Origin of the sequence: Deinococcus taeanensis, from assembly GCF_020229735.1 — a bacterium.
Lineage (GTDB): Bacteria > Deinococcota > Deinococci > Deinococcales > Deinococcaceae > Deinococcus > Deinococcus taeanensis.
This window is the reverse complement of the sequence record NZ_CP083455.1, coordinates 1,168,764-1,182,770: the sequence shown is the minus strand read 5'-3', so window position 1 is coordinate 1,182,770 and position 14,007 is coordinate 1,168,764. Positions and strand designations below refer to the sequence as shown.

Below are 14,007 nucleotides of genomic sequence, written 5' to 3'. Positions count from 1 at the left end.
GAGCGGCGCGCGCCGCCGTACCCGGCCTGCCCGTCGCCTTATTCGACGACCTGGAAGCCCAGGTGCTCGGCCTGCTCCACGAAGAAATTGATGTTGTCCGTCAGGGTCTGCTGCCCCAGGCTCTTGCGGTGGTGCTCACCGGTCGCCGCGATGATCAGCGTTTCGGCGAGGCACGCGGGCACCTGTCCAGTTCCGAACTGCAGGTCGATATTGCTGGTCATGCCGCCCGGAGGGCGAACCACGCCGCCGGGAATGACCCGCACGCCCGGCAGGGCGTGCACGCTCTCATGCACGTCGGCGGGGCGCCCCTCGTCGAAGATCCACACGCCGGGCTTGACGTGCTGCGGAAAGATCACAGGGTTCGGGTCGCTCGTGGCGCTGAAGATCAGGTCGGCTTCCTTCAGGGTGTCGTAACTCGTCGTGGTGATGATCTCGGTGTCCCGCGCGGCGCGGCGCAGGGCGGCAGCGCTGCGTTCCAGCCGCTCCAGGTCCCGGCCGATCAGGATGAGCTTCCCCACCTGCGGGGCGATGGTGCGGGCGATTCCGAAAGCCACCACGCCGTTCGCACCGACGATGCCTGCCGTGGCGCCACGCAGATCACGGCCCTGCGCGGCAAAGTGTTCCAGGATGCCGGGAATCGCGGCCTTGATGGTGCCGGAGGTGTACGCGCCGCCGTTCGTGATGGTGATGTCCGGCACGGCCGCCTGCACGTCCAGGCCCTTGTTCCCCACGACCGACCAGAACGCACCGAGCCCGAACACTTCTGCGCCGAGTTCCTGCGCGAGGCGTGCGCCTTCAATGGCACGTTTCGTGGCGAGGTCCGGGTTGTCACGGAACACGTCGGGAAGCAGCGGACTGGACAGCAGGTAGCAGCGGATGCTCTTGCCGTCCGTGGTGCGGATTCCCTGCAGTTCGCCCACCTTCATGGGCCGCAGGCTCTCGGCCATCTGCCGCACGCCGCGCTCGCTGACCAGACCTTTTTCCACCAGGGGGCGCAGCCACGCAAAGCGGCGCGCGCTCCAGAAGTTCTCCAGCGACATGGGGTGAATCATGAACGCGGCGACAACCTCGTCGGTGCGGCGGCCAGCGAGGGGCACCGGATCGCCGAGCCGCGGTTCGGTGCCGTCTGCCATGCGGCCCAGGTTCTCCTTGAAGCGCCACGTGGCCGCCACCAGGAGCGCCAGGGCCGCCAGTTTCGCAGCCGGGCTCAGCGGCAGGGACGCCACCGCCAGCGTGAAGGTCAGCAGGCCGGCCAGCGTCGCGCCACTCACGTACCCCCAGAAGCCCGCAACGCCCGCGTACACCACCACCGGCAGGGCCGCCGCCCACAGCGGCACTGCGGCGGCCACCGCCAGGCCCGCCAGAACCCCCAGCAGCACCAGGTTCCCGCGCCCGCGCGGGGGCGTCGGCCCGAACAGGAAGCGGGGAGGATTCAGGTGCCCCAGGTACGCGGCCAGGGCGGCCATGACCGTCACTTCCGGCACGCCGAGGCTGGAGGCCATCAGGACAGCGAGAAACCCCTTGGCGGCGTCCAGCAGAGCGGTGAGGCCCGCCAAGGCAGGTCCAACGCGGTACAGGACGTTTTCCACGCCGAGGTTGTGCGCGTTGGTCATGCGCACGTTCACCCCCGCACGCGTCAGAACGGCGTTCCCGACGGGCACGCTGCCCGCCAGGAACGCCACGAGCAGCAGCAGGGCCGAAAGAAACAACATGCCGCGCATTCTAGTGCAGCCCGGCCTGCCCGGCCGTCCGGGCAGTCATCCGGACGTGCTCAGTCCGCGCTGGGGTCGTCCTGCACGTGCCTGGCTTCCCACACAAGGTCCCGCATGACCCAGCCGCTCCCGGCGAAACGGAGTCCCAGGCGCAGCTCTCCGAGCAGGTATTCACGCACGTCGCGGATACTGGTGCCCTCACCCACCGCGTCGGCCAGGGTCCGTTCGCCGTCCAGCTGGCGCGCAACCGGGTGCACCGCTGCCCGCTGACCGGCCGGCTGGAGTTTCAGGCGCGCCCACTCGAACCGTCCCTGCGGGATCAGGCGGCCGTCACGGACGCCCTGCGCGGCCAGCTGCGCCACCTGAAACAGAGGCTGCTCGGTCTCGCGGGCCACGGCGCGCACCGAGCGGCCGCCTGGAATGTCGAACATGGGCAGGGGGCCCTGAAGCAGCTGGCTGGGACTGCCGATCAGGGCACAGACCTGATCCCATTCATCACCGATGCGGGCCCAGTCGGTTGAGAAATGTCCGTACGGGGCCAGGGGCGTGCCGGTCACGTCACGGGGTTCGAACCGGAAGGTACCGGAGTCCGCCAGGATCGGGCAGGCCTGGATCGCTTCGGTGCCGAGCCAGTCGATGATGCCGCCGGCAACAATTTCACCGTTCATGAATGCCACGGTGAACGGAACGCTGGTCTGCACGTCCAGCACGCCGGTCTGGCGCGTGGTGTGAATCAGTTCCAGCACACCCATCAGGGGAACATCGCTGAGAAGACCTTGCATGAACGCCTGCACGCTACCACCTTTCCGGCCGGTTCTGGCGGGTCAGGGCGTACACCCGGCAGGGGCGTGCAGGTCTGCCCAGGCCTGACCGAGTTCCTGCGCGACGTCCGTGGCGCCCAGACCGTACCCGAAGCGCCGCGCGGCCAGCTCACCGGCGCGGGCGTGAAGTCTGACGCCCACCCGGGCCGCGTCGGCCGCGCCGAGCCCCTGCGCGAGCAGGGCCGCCAGCAGGCCTGAGAGCGTGTCGCCCATGCCGCCGCTGGCCATGCCGGGGTGCCCGCCGCGCGAGACACTCAGGCCGGCCGCGCTGGCAATCACGCTGGGCCCGCCCTTGAGGATCACGGCGCCGCCCAGCCGGTCACGCAGCGCGCGGGCGGCGGTCAGCGGATCGCGCGTCACCTCGGCGGTCGTCGTGCCCAGCAGGCGGGCCGCTTCGCCCGGGTGGGGCGTCCACACGCATCCGGCGTGCCCCAGGCCGGCCAGTTCGGGCTGCAGGGCGTCGGCGTCCAGCACGGTGCTGACGCCCCAGGTCAGCACGGCCCGGGCGGCGGGCACAGCCTCCGGTCCCAGGCCCATGCCCAGCGCCACCGCGTCAGGCCGGCGCCCGGGTTCGGCTGCCGCCAGGAAGGCCGCAAGGGCCGCGTGCCGGTGGACCATGAGTTCCGGTGTGATCAGCGGCACGTCCGCCCCGGAGTGGACGGTCACCAGGCCCGCCCCGGCCCGCAGGGCGCCCAGACCGGCCAGCGCGGCGGCGCCCACCGTGCCGGGGTGTCCCCCGACGATCCACACGCGGCCCGCGGTGCCTTTGTGTGCCGCGGCCGTGCGGACCGGCAGCAGCCTGCCCAGTTCCTGGTCGTCCGGCCACTCGGCAATCTGCTGCGCCTGCACCCAGTCGCGCGGCACCCGCAGGGGCGCCACGATCACCTGGCCGCAGCGTGCGGCCGCCTCTCCGAACAGCAGCGCGGGCTTGACGCCCATGAACGTCACGGTCCAGTCGGCCTGCACGCTGGGGTGCGGGGCGCCGGTCTGGCCGGCGTCCAGTCCGCTGGGCAGGTCAATCGCCAGGACCGGAACGCCCTGGTCCCGCGCGGCGTTCACAGCCGTGAGGATGGTGGCCAGACCCGCGCGCAGCGGGGGGCGGAAGCCGGTGCCCAGCAGGCCATCCACGAGGACGGCCGCGGTCCGGCCCAGGCGCGCGAGCGCGGCGGGCTGCAGGGGCCGGACCGCGCCGCCCACCGCGCGGTAGCGGCGGCGGTTCAGGCGGGTCAGGGGGTGGGTGGACGGCTGGGCCAGGACCATGACGTCCCGGCCCAGGGTCAGGAGGTGCCGGGCCGCCACAAAGGCGTCTCCGCCGTTGGCCCCGCCGCCCGCCAGCAGCAGCACCCGGCCGCCGGGCACCCGGGTGTGCGTCTCGTCCGCCACGGCCCGCCCGGCGTCCTCCATGGCGAGGTCCAGCAGGCCGGCGCGTTCCAGTTGCGCGTCCACCGCGCGGGCGCCGGCCGGGAGGAGCACCCCGGGCGTGGTCACCCGCCGCCGCCCCGCAGGAACAGGACGGCCACCACACCCAGCACGCCGAGGACCACCCAGCGCAGCTGTTTGAGCACCGGTGTCCGGGCGAACTGCTCCTTGACCTCCGCTTCGGTGTCGTCCCGGGAGCGTTTCATGGCGAGCCGCTGCCCACGCCGAATGTGGCCCACGCCTTCCGAGATGCGGCCCTGACGGCGCACGGCCACCCCCAGGTTATGATGCCCGCCGTCATATTCGGGGTTCAGGCGCAGGACCTCACGGTAGGTGGCTTCGGCCTGCGCGTACCGGCCGGCTTCCATATCCAGGTTGCCCAAGTTCGTCAGCGCCCGGTAGTGCCCGGGGTCCACGCTGAGCGCTTCGCTGAGCACCGCGTGAGCGTCATCGGGGCGGCCCAGCATGGCCAGCAGGATCCCCTGCATGTTCAGCGCCTCGGGCCGCGTGAGGGTCAGGTTCAGCGCGCCGCTCAGCCGGTTGCTCAGAGTATCGGGATCCGTCTCCTTCTGCGCGCCTTCCAGGGCGGCCACGGCCTCCAGCGCCGCGCCGGGTTCCACACTGCGCCGCAGGACCTCCAGCAGAGGATGAGGCGCGTCGTTCAGTGCGGCGCGGTACTCCCCCAGCCAGCGGCGGACCTCAGGGTACCGGCGCGCCCGCAGCGCCTCCTGCGCGCCCCGCAGGGCCAGCAGCGCCTCCTGCACCTGCACGGGCTCCTCCTGCGCGCCCGCAGTGGCCGCGGCGCGGCGCCAGTCGCCCGCAGCAATCAGGGCGCCCAGGGCGGGCGGGGCACTGCCCGGGTCAGCGGTCACGCGCACTCCAGGACGCTCAGCGGAAAAGAATGGACCAGCGCAGCGGAACTCAGGCTCACCCCGAGAGTATACTGACGCGTTACTGTTCCGCCCTCAGCGGCGAAGCATGGTCCCGGACCGCGCTCAGAGGAGCGCCCGGGGCTTCACCCTGTTTCCTCCCCCCGCCACCCCACCCACGGAGTGACCAACCCTGCCATGCCACGCGACCACACCTCCCGCCGACCGGGCCGCCCCGCCCGCCGCACCGACGCCTCCCCGGACGCTGAACGCGACCTGAGCGCCGCGCCCCTGTACTCGCCCGCGCGGGTGCGCGACCTGCTTGACCGGCACGGCCTGAGACCCACCAAAAGCCTGGGGCAGAACTTCCTGATCGACGGGAACATCCTCAGGGCCATCGCCGAAGCGGGCGGCGCAGCAAGCGGCGTGCCGGTGCTGGAGATCGGTCCGGGGCTGGGCGTCCTGACGCGTGAGATCGCCTCCCGGGGGGCGCAGGTCACGGCGCTGGAAAAAGACGAGCGGCTGCGGCCGGTGCTCGCTGAAACGCTGGGCGGCCTGGACGTGAACGTCATCTGGGGAGACGCGCTGGACTTTGATTACGCCACCCTTCAGGCGGGCACCCGCGTCATCGCGAACCTGCCGTACTACATCACCGGGCTGCTGCTCTCGCGGTTCATGCGGGCGCCGGGCATCGCGTCCGCCACCGTGCTCGTCCAGAAGGAGGTCGGGCAGCGTCTCGCGGCGCAGCCCGGCAGCGAGAACTACGGGTTTCTGAGTGCCATCGCGGCCCTGTACGGCAGCGTGCAGCACGTGCGTGACGTTCCCAAGGGCGCGTTCCTGCCCGCCCCGGACGTAACCAGCAGCGTCATCCGCCTGGATTTCGACCGGACCCGCGAGGCGCCGGAACCGGCGTTCCTGAGCTTCGTGGAGGCCGCGCTGCACCACCGCCGCAAGACCATGCGCAACAACCTGCGCCTGACCGGCATGGACGGGGACGCGATCGACGCGGCCCTGAACGCCACGGGCCTGCGTCCGGATGTCCGCGCCGAGGACGTGTCCCTGGGTGACCTGCGTGACATGGCTCTTAAACTCGGCGTGGTACGTTAGGCGCAGCTTTAAGCCGCCTTACCCCTCATTCCTGAACACAAGGGCGACCGTTTCCCGGGCCCTGGAGGTCCATCCGTGAAGTTCTATGTTATCGGCGACGTGACCGTTGACCACCTCTACCATCTCGAGCGTCTCCCCCAGCCCGGCGAGGAGGTCACGCCGGAACAGGCCAGCATGAAACCTGGCGGCGCGGGCGGCACGATCTCCGTCACCCTGGCCCGTCTGGGTCATCAGGTGACCCTCGCTGCGCGCGTCGGAGACGATCCGTTCGCAGAGTACGCGCTGAGCCGCGTGCGCGAGAGCGGCGTGAGCGAGAGTGCCATCCAGCGTGACCCGGCCCTGCTGACCAGCACCATTACCGTCATGCAGGCCCGCGGCGGTGAACGCGCCATGATCAGTGACGGCGCAGCCAACCGTCAGCTGGACCCCGCCGCTCTGAAGGTCAAGGACATCGAGAGCAGCGACGCCCTGATCCTCAACGCCTACGCCCTGATCGAAGGACCCCAGCGCGAATACACCCTGGCCGCCATTCAGGCGGCCAGGACCGCCAAGGTGCGCGTGCCGGTCTTTATCGACCTGGGCACCGGCGCGGTCAACAAGGCCGGCACGACCCTGCTGGACGACGTGATCAAGGCCGACTACGTGATGCTCAACCAGCATGAGCTGCAGGCCCTGACGGGCACCAGTTCCATCAGCGCCGCGCTGGCGCAGCTGGGGCAGGCGGGCGCGCAACAGGTGGTGGTGAAGGTCGGCAAGATGGGCTCGATCACCTGGACGCCCACCGACACCGAACTCGTGGACGCCGTGCGCCCTGACGGCAAGGTCGTGGACTCCACCGGCGCGGGCGACACCTTCACGGCTGTATTCGCGCACGCGATCCTGGCCGGGGCAGGCATGTCCGCCGCGGCGCGCGCCGCGAACACGGCCGGAGCCCTGGCAGCCACCGGTTTCGGCGCGCAGGAACGCCCGATTACCCAGGCGGACCTCGCAGCCGTGCTGCCGGACGTGACGCCGCCCGCGCCCGCCCCGGCACCGAAAGCCACGCGGGCCCGCAAGAACACCGCCGGCTGAGCGCTGTCCGTTCCGTCCAGGGCGCAGGCCCACACCCGGCTGGGTGTGGGCCTGCGCCCTGACCCCCTGTGGGGCAACAGAAAACCGCCCCCAGAGCGGGGGCGGCCGTGAGGAGGCGCCAGACTCAGGGCGCTGGAGGCGTCAGACTTCCAGGGCCTTCTTGTTAATGAAGGGCATCTTGTCACGCAGTTCCTTGCCGACGACTTCCAGGGTGTGCTCGCGCATCTTGCCGCGCTGCTCGTTCATGTACGGGAAGCCGCTTTCGGCGTCGTCAATGAAGCGCTTGGCGAAAGCGCCACTCTGAATGTCCGCCAGGACGCGGCCCATCTCGGCTTTGGTGTCGGCGGTGATGACACGCGGCCCGGTCACGTAATCGCCGAACTCGGCGGTGTTGGAGATGGAGTGACGCATGCCCTCGAAGCCTTTTTCGTAGATCAGGTCCACGATCAGTTTCACTTCGTGCAGCGTTTCGAAGTACGCGATTTCAGGCTGGTAGCCGGCTTCCACGAGCGTCTCGAAGCCCGCCTGGATCAGGTGGGTCACGCCGCCGCACAGAACGCTCTGCTCGCCGAACAGGTCCGTTTCGGTTTCTTCCTTGAAGGTGGTTTCCAGCACGCCGGCGCGGCTGCAGCCGATGCCGCGGGCGTACGCCAGGGCGACGTCACGCGCCTGGCCGGTGGCGTCCTGCTGCACGGCAAAGATGCCGGGCATGCCAGCGCCGTCGGTGTACACGCGGCGCAGCATGTGCCCGGGGCCTTTGGGCGCCACAAGGAACACGTCCACGTCGGTGGGCGGGGTGATACGGCCGAAGTGCACGTTGAAGCCGTGACCGAAGGCGAGGGCCTTACCGGCGGTGAGGTGCGGGGCAACGCTCTGCTCGTACACGCGGGGCTGCTGCTCGTCGGGAATCAGGAGCATGACGACGTCCGCTTCGCGGGTGGCGTCCTCGATGCTGGCGACGCGCAGGCCCGCCTGTTCGGCCTTGGCCTTGCTGGCGGAGCCCTCACGCAGGCCCACCACCACGTTGAAGCCGCTGTCGCGCAGGTTCTGGGCGTGGGCGTGCGCCTGGCTACCGTAGCCGATGATGGCGATCAGCTTGTTTTCGATGGGGGCGGTGCTGACGTCGCGGTCGTAGTACATTTTTGCAGCCATGTTGGGGATTCTCCTACAGAATGTGTTCTGGATGGCAGAGCGGACTAGGCGGGTCGGGCGGTCCGGCGGACCGTCAGAAGATGTTGGGAACGGCGCGGGCGCGTTCCTCACGCGGTTCGACCTGTAGGGTGGGTTGCAGGGCCTGGGTGGCACCCTGGTGGTACACGTGCGTGGGAATGTCGGCGTTGCTGCCGCGGGTCAGGGCGATGCGGCCGGTGCGCATGGTCTCCAGAATGCCGAAGGGGCGCATCTGCTCGATGAACGCCGTGAGTTTACCCTCGTCGCCGGTGACTTCAAAGGTGAGGGCGTGGCGCCCCACGTCCACGATGCGGCTGCGGAAGTCCTCGGCAATCTGCCGGACCTCCACGCGGCTTTCGGGCGTAATGGCGACCTTCACAAGCACCAGTTCACGGTCCACGTACTTCTCGAGGCTGTGGTCGATGATCTTCACGACGTCATGCAGCTTCTCGAGCTGCCGGATGGCCTGCTCCACGACGCCGCGGTCGCCGTTCACGACGATGGTCATGCGGGAGACGCCGGGGTGCTCCGTCGAACCGACTGAAAGGCTCTTGATGTTGTAGCCGCGGCGGCCGAACAGGGCGGTGATGCGGGTCAGGACGCGGGGTTCGTCGCGCACCAGGATGGACAGGAGCTGGTCTCGGGCCTCGGTCATGCTTCGCTCGTCTCCTCGGTTGCCTGCCGCTGTGGGGTGGGTGCGGCGGTCTTCACGGGTTCGGTTTCAATCATCTCGTACAGCGCGGCGCCGGCAGGAACCATGGGGAACACGCCGTGCTCGTGGGGCACCACGAGCTCCAGCAGGGCACTCTTGGGGTCGGCCAGCCAGGCGTCAATGGCGGCGGGCAGTTCCTCAGCGGTGCGGGCGCGGTAGCCGGGCACGTCGTAGGCGTCGGCGAGTTTGATGAAGTCGGGGTTGCTGTCGCCCAGCCACACCTCGCTGTAGCGTTTCTCGTGGAAGAGTTCCTGCCACTGGCGGACCATGCCCAGGAACGAGTTGTTGATGATGCAGATCTTGACGTTCCGGACGTCGTACATCTTGAGTGTGGCAAGTTCCTGCGCCGTCATCTGGAAACCGCCGTCACCGGCAATCACGACGCTGCGCACGCCGGGTTCGGCCATGCCGGCGCCGATCGCGGCGGGCAGGCCAAAGCCCATGGTGCCCAGGCCGCCGGAGTTGATCCAGCGGCGGGGTTTCTCGAAGCGGGCCAGCTGCGCGGCGAGCATCTGGTGCTGCCCGACGTCGCTGGACAGAATGTCGTCCGGGCGGAGGCGGTCCACAACGGCTTTCACGGCGTACCCGGCGCCCCAGTCGGTGGGCATCTGGGTGCGGCCCTGCCACTCGCTGAGCTGCGCGGCCCAGTCGGGGCGGGCGGTGGGCTGTGCGCCCTCGGCGAGGAGGCGCGCGGCGACCCGGGCGTCCCCGCGGACCGGCACGTGCGTGCGGATGATCTTGCCGATCTCGGCGGCGTCGAGGTCCACGTGAATGATCGACGCGTTCGGCGCGAAGCTGTTCACGCGGCCGGTCACGCGATCATCGAAGCGCAGGCCGATGCCCAGCAGAACGTCAGCCTCGCTGATGGCGCGGTTCGCGGCGACGCTGCCGTGCATGCCCGGCATGCCCAGCCAGAGTGAGTCGCTGGCCGGGAAGACGCCCAGACCCATCAGGGTGGTGATGACCGGCATGCCCCACGCGTGGGCCAGGGCGGTGATTTCGGCGCTGGCGTCCAGGCTGCCGCCGCCCACCATGATCACGGGCTTCCGGGCGCCGCGCAGCAGTTCACGCGCACGCTCAATGCTTTCCGGCGACGGATCTGGCGCTTCCGGGCGGGCGTGCGGCGCAGGAATCTCGCCCTGGAAGGCGGCCAGCTGAATGTCTTTGGGAATGTCGACCAGCACGGGGCCGGGGCGGCCGGAGCGGGCGATGCGGATGGCTTCGGCCACAATGCGGGGGAGTTCCTCGACGTCGCGCACCACGTAGTTGTGCTTCGTGATCGGCAGGGTGATTCCGGTGATGTCGGCTTCCTGGAAGGCGTCGGTGCCCATCAGGTGCGAGGCGACGTTGCCGGTAATGGCGAGCAGCGGAACGCTGTCGAGCATCGCGTCTGCGAGGCCGGTCACGAGGTTCGTGGCCCCGGGGCCGCTGGTGGCCATGCACACGCCGATCTCGCCGGTGGCTTTCGCCCAGCCTTCGGCCGCGTGCGCGGCGCCCTGTTCATGACGAGCGAGGACGTGGCGGACTTCGGGGTAGAAGGTCAGGGCGTCGTACACCGGCATGATGGCCCCGCCGGGGTACCCGAAGACGGTGCTGATGCCGTGGCTGGCCAGCGTGGCCCACAGGGCCTTGGCGCCGGTCATGTCCCCGCGGTGCGGCGGGGCGTGCTGCGTGTCGTGCTGCGCGTTGTCTGAACCCATGGTGTTTCCTCCCGGCCTGCTCGTCCCTATGAAAAACCCCCACCCGGTGTGGGTGGGGGTGTGCGAAGTGGCGGTACGCCTAGCCTCGGACTCCCCCGATGCTAAGAATTACCACCACAAGCGTCGCACTCATGGCCTCACCATAGGCTGCGCGCTGAACCCGGTGCAAGGTGCGTCTAGACGCCTGGGCGTTCCGGTGAGGGGAACAAACGGACGTTTGTGCTCTGCGCGGGTCCGGGAACGACAGGGGGCGGGACGGCCAGCACCCGGCCGTCCCGCCCCTGACCGGCCGGCGCTTCAGCCGCGCGGACCGGTTTCGTACACGGCCTGCCAGGCCTTGTACACGGTGCTGACCTTGTCGCTGCGCACCCCACTGGCGTCCTTGATGGTGCGGGTGATGTACAGGCTGTACCCGTCGGCAGCCCAGTCCACCTGGCGCATCGCGCCGGGCCGCAGGTTCGGGTTCATGATGTAGCGCGGCGCCGGGTGCGGCACACGCCCCGTGATCACGGCGGAACTGACGGTCACGGTGCGGGCGGGCTTCACGCCCCAGACCTCGACGGTCAGCGTGCTGCGCGCGTCGTCGTTCTTCGTGCGGATCAGGATGGGCGCGCTGGTGTCGTTCTTCATTTTCAGGTCGAGCCCCGGGTCGTACACAGCAGCCTCGAAGCCCACCTGCGGTTCGTAGTACCCGACCCGGTACGAGTGCTGGTTGCGTTCCACGACCGGCAGGCCCGCCTGGTACAGGGCGCGGAAGACCGTGGTGCTCACCTGGCACACGCCGCCCCCCAGGCCATCCACAGTACGGCCACCGCTGATGATCAGGCCGCCCACGAAGCCGTTGCTGGCATCGATGCCACCGAGGTTCTGCAGGAAGCTGAACACCTCCCCGGCCGGCACAACCGCGCCGTTGATTTTCGCGGCGGCGTTGGCGACGTTGATGCGGCGGGCGGCGCTGCTGTGGTAGTAGGTGCTTTTGCCCACCGCGATCAGCTGCAGTTTGTCCGCAGCCGGCAACTGCGCCACGTTCAGGGTGGGCTGATCGACCTTGCTGGGCCACGTGAGGGTGGTCACGGCCGGGTCCAGCACCGCCTTGCGGAACAGTGCGTACGCGGCGGCGCGGTCAGTCACGCGGCCGGCCTTCTCCCTGGTCTTGACCAGCTTGCCGCCCTGCAGCACGTACCGGGCGTTCCGGGCGGGCTGGTCCACCTCGCCGGTCAGGCGGTCAAAGGCGGCTTTCAGGGTCGGCTCGTCGGGCTCGATGCCGGTAACGCGCACCCAGTACAGGTTGGCGACCTGCAGGGGGTCCAGAGCCCCCTGGCGGGCCGTGCCGCCGAGTTTGACCGTGAACGGCCGGACCAGGGCGTTCCCGCGGTCCACGTGTTTTTTCAGCGCGGCGGCCGTGAGCGCCGCAGGGGACTCGACGACGGGAACGGTCAGGGTGGTCAGGGCGGGGTTGGCGACGTAGGTGTTCACGGCCGCCGTGAGGTCGGCCTGAAGGCCGGGCCGGTCGGGTTTCACGGCGTAGCGTTTGCTGACCTTGTCGAAGTAGATGCTGGCGTTCAGGGGTCTGGTGTTCAGTCCGGCGGTCAGGGTACTCAGCGTGGTGCGGGCGCGCGCGGCGTCCACAGCGGCGGTCAGGGGAAGGTCCTGCACGGGCGCCTGCCCGATCAAGCCCTGGAGTTTCTCCAGGGTGTTGCGCTCGGCGGTGAGTCTGAACGCGGCGTCCACGCTGGTGCGTGCGTCCGAGTGCCAGCCGAGCTGTTCGGCGCTGAGCGTCCAGGTGTTCGTGCCGGCACGGACGGTGACCTGCGGGGCGCTGCTTACGCGGCTGCCCACGGCGGCGAGGGCCTGGTCGCGGTTCAGGCCGCCGACGTCCACGCCGGCAATTCTCAGGCCGGGCGCGAGGGTGGAGTTGTTCTGCGTGGCCCCCAGGGCCAGCGCACCGCCGAGGAGAAGGGCCACTGTGCCCGCCGTTATGCCGCCTGCTGCCCAGAACTTCATTGGGCACAGTGTAAGGAAGTTCACGCCGGCACGATTGCGGAAACTGCACGTTCCCCCGAGGCCTCAGGCTTCATGAAGACAGGGCCTGGGTACGTTCCGTGCACCATGGCGGAACGGGAAGTCGGCGCACACCGACTGCACGTTCCGCCTGACGCCCGGTTTATTCGGTCTGAACCTGCTCCTGCTGGGCCGCGGCCAGTTCCGCCTGCCGCTCGGCGCGGGGATTCACACCGTTCAGGACCCGTTCGAACGCTGCGATCACCGTGTCGATCTGCTCACGGCTGATGGTGACTGGCGGCAGGAAGCGCACCACCAGGGGTGTGGCCTGCAGCGTCAGGATGCCCTCGTCGTGCTCCAGCGCGTGAATGTAGGGCGCACTTTTTTCCTTGAGTTCCACGCCGATCATCAGGCCCAGGCCGCGCACCTCGCGGATCTTGGGGCTCTGAATGGCACGCAGTCGCTCCATGAAGTACGCGCCCTTCTCCCGGGCCTGTTCGGCCATGCCTTCGCGTTTCATCGCGCGGATGGCCGCCACCCCCGCCGCCATCGCCAGGGGGTTCCCGCCGAACGTGCCGCCGTGCCCACCCGCCGGCATACGGTCAGCCACCTCGGCGGTCATCACGAACGCGCCGATGGGCACGCCCCCGGCCATGGCCTTGGCGAGCGTCATGCCGTCGGGCACCACGCCGTAGTGCTCGGCCGCGAACATCTTCCCGGTGCGGCAGAACCCGGTCTGAATCTCGTCGAGGATCAGCAGGGCGCCCTTCTCGCGGGTCAGGCGCCGGGCCTCCTGGATGAACTCCGGGCTGGCGGGACGCACGCCGCCTTCGCCCTGCACGGGCTCCAGAATCACGGCGGCCGTCTGGTCGGTTACGGCTGCGCGGAGTTCCTCGATGTTCCCGTAGGTCACGAAATCCACGTTGCGGTTGTCAACGGCGTCACCGAACGGTTCACGGTACTTGGGCTCCCACGTGAAGGCCAGGGCGCCCAGGCTGCGGCCAGAGAAGCCGCGCTTCATGCTCACGAAGCGCTTGCGGCCCGTACCGGTGATCGCGAACTTCTTGGCGGCCTCCATGGCCTCGGTGCCGCTGTTGCACAGAAAGACGCGGTCCAGGCCCTGCGGAGTCACACTGACCAGCTCGGTGAGGAATTCGGCGCGGCGGTCGTTCGGCAGGCTCTGCGGCATGACGATCAGGCGCTCGGCCTGGTCCTTGATGGCGCGGACGACATCCGGGTGGCTGTGACCGATGTTGGCCACGCCATACCCGGCAACGCAGTCGATGTACGAGCGGCCCGTTTCGTCCCAGACGGTGGCGCCCAGCCCGCGGGTCATGACGACCTCGTGCTTGCCGACCACGCGGCTGTCGTATTTCAGTTCGGCTTCCAGCCACTTGCTGCGGGTTGACGTCATGCGGTGTTCCT

11 protein-coding genes are annotated in these 14,007 nt (G+C 69.4%); 2 read left to right on the top strand and 9 right to left on the bottom strand.

Features of this window, described 5'->3' with window-relative positions:
- Positions 1–38 precede the first annotated feature (38 nt).
- The 4 genes from LAJ19_RS05745 to LAJ19_RS05730 are packed head-to-tail and all read right to left on the bottom strand — an operon-like array spanning position 39 to position 4,824.
- Positions 39–1,712, bottom strand: a complete 1,674-nt coding sequence (locus LAJ19_RS05745; protein WP_225477453.1) for a glycerol-3-phosphate acyltransferase — start codon at positions 1,710–1,712, stop codon at positions 39–41.
- Positions 1,713–1,771: 59 nt separating this feature from the next.
- Positions 1,772–2,494 carry a DUF4388 domain-containing protein gene (locus LAJ19_RS05740; RefSeq protein WP_225477452.1) on the bottom strand — a complete coding sequence of 241 codons (723 nt, stop codon included), beginning with the start codon at positions 2,492–2,494 and terminating at the stop codon, positions 1,772–1,774.
- A 42-nt stretch (positions 2,495–2,536) separates the two neighbouring features.
- Complete coding sequence (locus LAJ19_RS05735) at positions 2,537–4,021, bottom strand: NAD(P)H-hydrate dehydratase (protein ID WP_225477449.1); 1,485 nt, start codon at positions 4,019–4,021, stop codon at positions 2,537–2,539.
- Entirely contained in the window at positions 4,018–4,824 is an 807-nt protein-coding gene (locus tag LAJ19_RS05730) for a tetratricopeptide repeat protein (RefSeq protein ID WP_225477447.1), read from the bottom strand. Before LAJ19_RS05730 ends, LAJ19_RS05735 begins: the two co-directional genes overlap by 4 nt.
- 195 nt (positions 4,825–5,019) lie before the next feature.
- On the opposite strand from LAJ19_RS05730, the gene rsmA reads away from it, so the two are divergent.
- Both rsmA and LAJ19_RS05720 read left to right on the top strand, forming a co-directional pair.
- Positions 5,020–5,928 (top strand): 16S rRNA (adenine(1518)-N(6)/adenine(1519)-N(6))-dimethyltransferase RsmA, encoded by a 909-nt coding sequence (gene rsmA, locus LAJ19_RS05725; protein WP_225477445.1) that lies wholly within the window; start codon positions 5,020–5,022, stop codon positions 5,926–5,928.
- 75 nt (positions 5,929–6,003) lie between these two features.
- Positions 6,004–6,999 carry a carbohydrate kinase family protein gene (locus tag LAJ19_RS05720; protein WP_225477443.1) on the top strand — a complete coding sequence of 332 codons (996 nt, stop codon included), beginning with the start codon at positions 6,004–6,006 and terminating at the stop codon, positions 6,997–6,999.
- Positions 7,000–7,140: 141 nt separating this feature from the next.
- On the opposite strand, the gene ilvC is transcribed toward LAJ19_RS05720, so the two are convergent.
- From ilvC to LAJ19_RS05695, 5 genes are all read right to left on the bottom strand, one after another.
- Positions 7,141–8,151: a ketol-acid reductoisomerase gene (gene ilvC / locus LAJ19_RS05715; RefSeq protein ID WP_225477441.1), complete on the bottom strand. Its 1,011-nt coding sequence runs from the start codon at positions 8,149–8,151 to the stop codon at positions 7,141–7,143.
- 73 nt (positions 8,152–8,224) lie between these two features.
- A complete protein-coding gene (ilvN, locus tag LAJ19_RS05710) occupies positions 8,225–8,824 on the bottom strand; it encodes an acetolactate synthase small subunit (protein WP_225477439.1) in 600 nt (199 codons plus the stop codon).
- On the bottom strand, positions 8,821–10,524 hold the full coding sequence (gene ilvB / locus LAJ19_RS05705; RefSeq protein ID WP_225523206.1) for a biosynthetic-type acetolactate synthase large subunit: 1,704 nt from the start codon (positions 10,522–10,524) through the stop codon (positions 8,821–8,823). Before ilvB ends, ilvN begins: the two co-directional genes overlap by 4 nt.
- A gap of 354 nt (positions 10,525–10,878) precedes the next feature.
- On the bottom strand, positions 10,879–12,585 hold the full coding sequence (locus tag LAJ19_RS05700) for a VanW family protein (RefSeq protein ID WP_225477437.1): 1,707 nt from the start codon (positions 12,583–12,585) through the stop codon (positions 10,879–10,881).
- Between the two features lie 160 nt (positions 12,586–12,745).
- Positions 12,746–13,996 (bottom strand): acetylornithine/succinylornithine family transaminase, encoded by a 1,251-nt coding sequence (locus LAJ19_RS05695; protein ID WP_225477435.1) that lies wholly within the window; start codon positions 13,994–13,996, stop codon positions 12,746–12,748.
- Between the last annotated feature and the right edge of the window lie 11 nt (positions 13,997–14,007).

What these genes read in the sequence shown, in the direction of transcription:
- LAJ19_RS05700 (WP_225477437.1), bottom strand. Translation starts at nt 12,585, where the DNA reads ATGAAGTTCTGGGCAGCAGGCGGCATAACGGCGGGCACAGTGGCCCTT.
- LAJ19_RS05695 (WP_225477435.1), bottom strand. Translation starts at nt 13,996, where the DNA reads ATGACGTCAACCCGCAGCAAGTGGCTGGAAGCCGAACTGAAATACGAC.
- ilvN (WP_225477439.1), bottom strand. Translation starts at nt 8,824, where the DNA reads ATGACCGAGGCCCGAGACCAGCTCCTGTCCATCCTGGTGCGCGACGAA.
- LAJ19_RS05745 (WP_225477453.1), bottom strand. Translation starts at nt 1,712, where the DNA reads ATGTTGTTTCTTTCGGCCCTGCTGCTGCTCGTGGCGTTCCTGGCGGGC.
- ilvB (WP_225523206.1), bottom strand. Translation starts at nt 10,524, where the DNA reads ATGACCGGCGCCAAGGCCCTGTGGGCCACGCTGGCCAGCCACGGCATC.
- rsmA (WP_225477445.1), top strand. Translation starts at nt 5,020, where the DNA reads ATGCCACGCGACCACACCTCCCGCCGACCGGGCCGCCCCGCCCGCCGC.
- ilvC (WP_225477441.1), bottom strand. Translation starts at nt 8,151, where the DNA reads ATGGCTGCAAAAATGTACTACGACCGCGACGTCAGCACCGCCCCCATC.
- LAJ19_RS05740 (WP_225477452.1), bottom strand. Translation starts at nt 2,494, where the DNA reads ATGCAAGGTCTTCTCAGCGATGTTCCCCTGATGGGTGTGCTGGAACTG.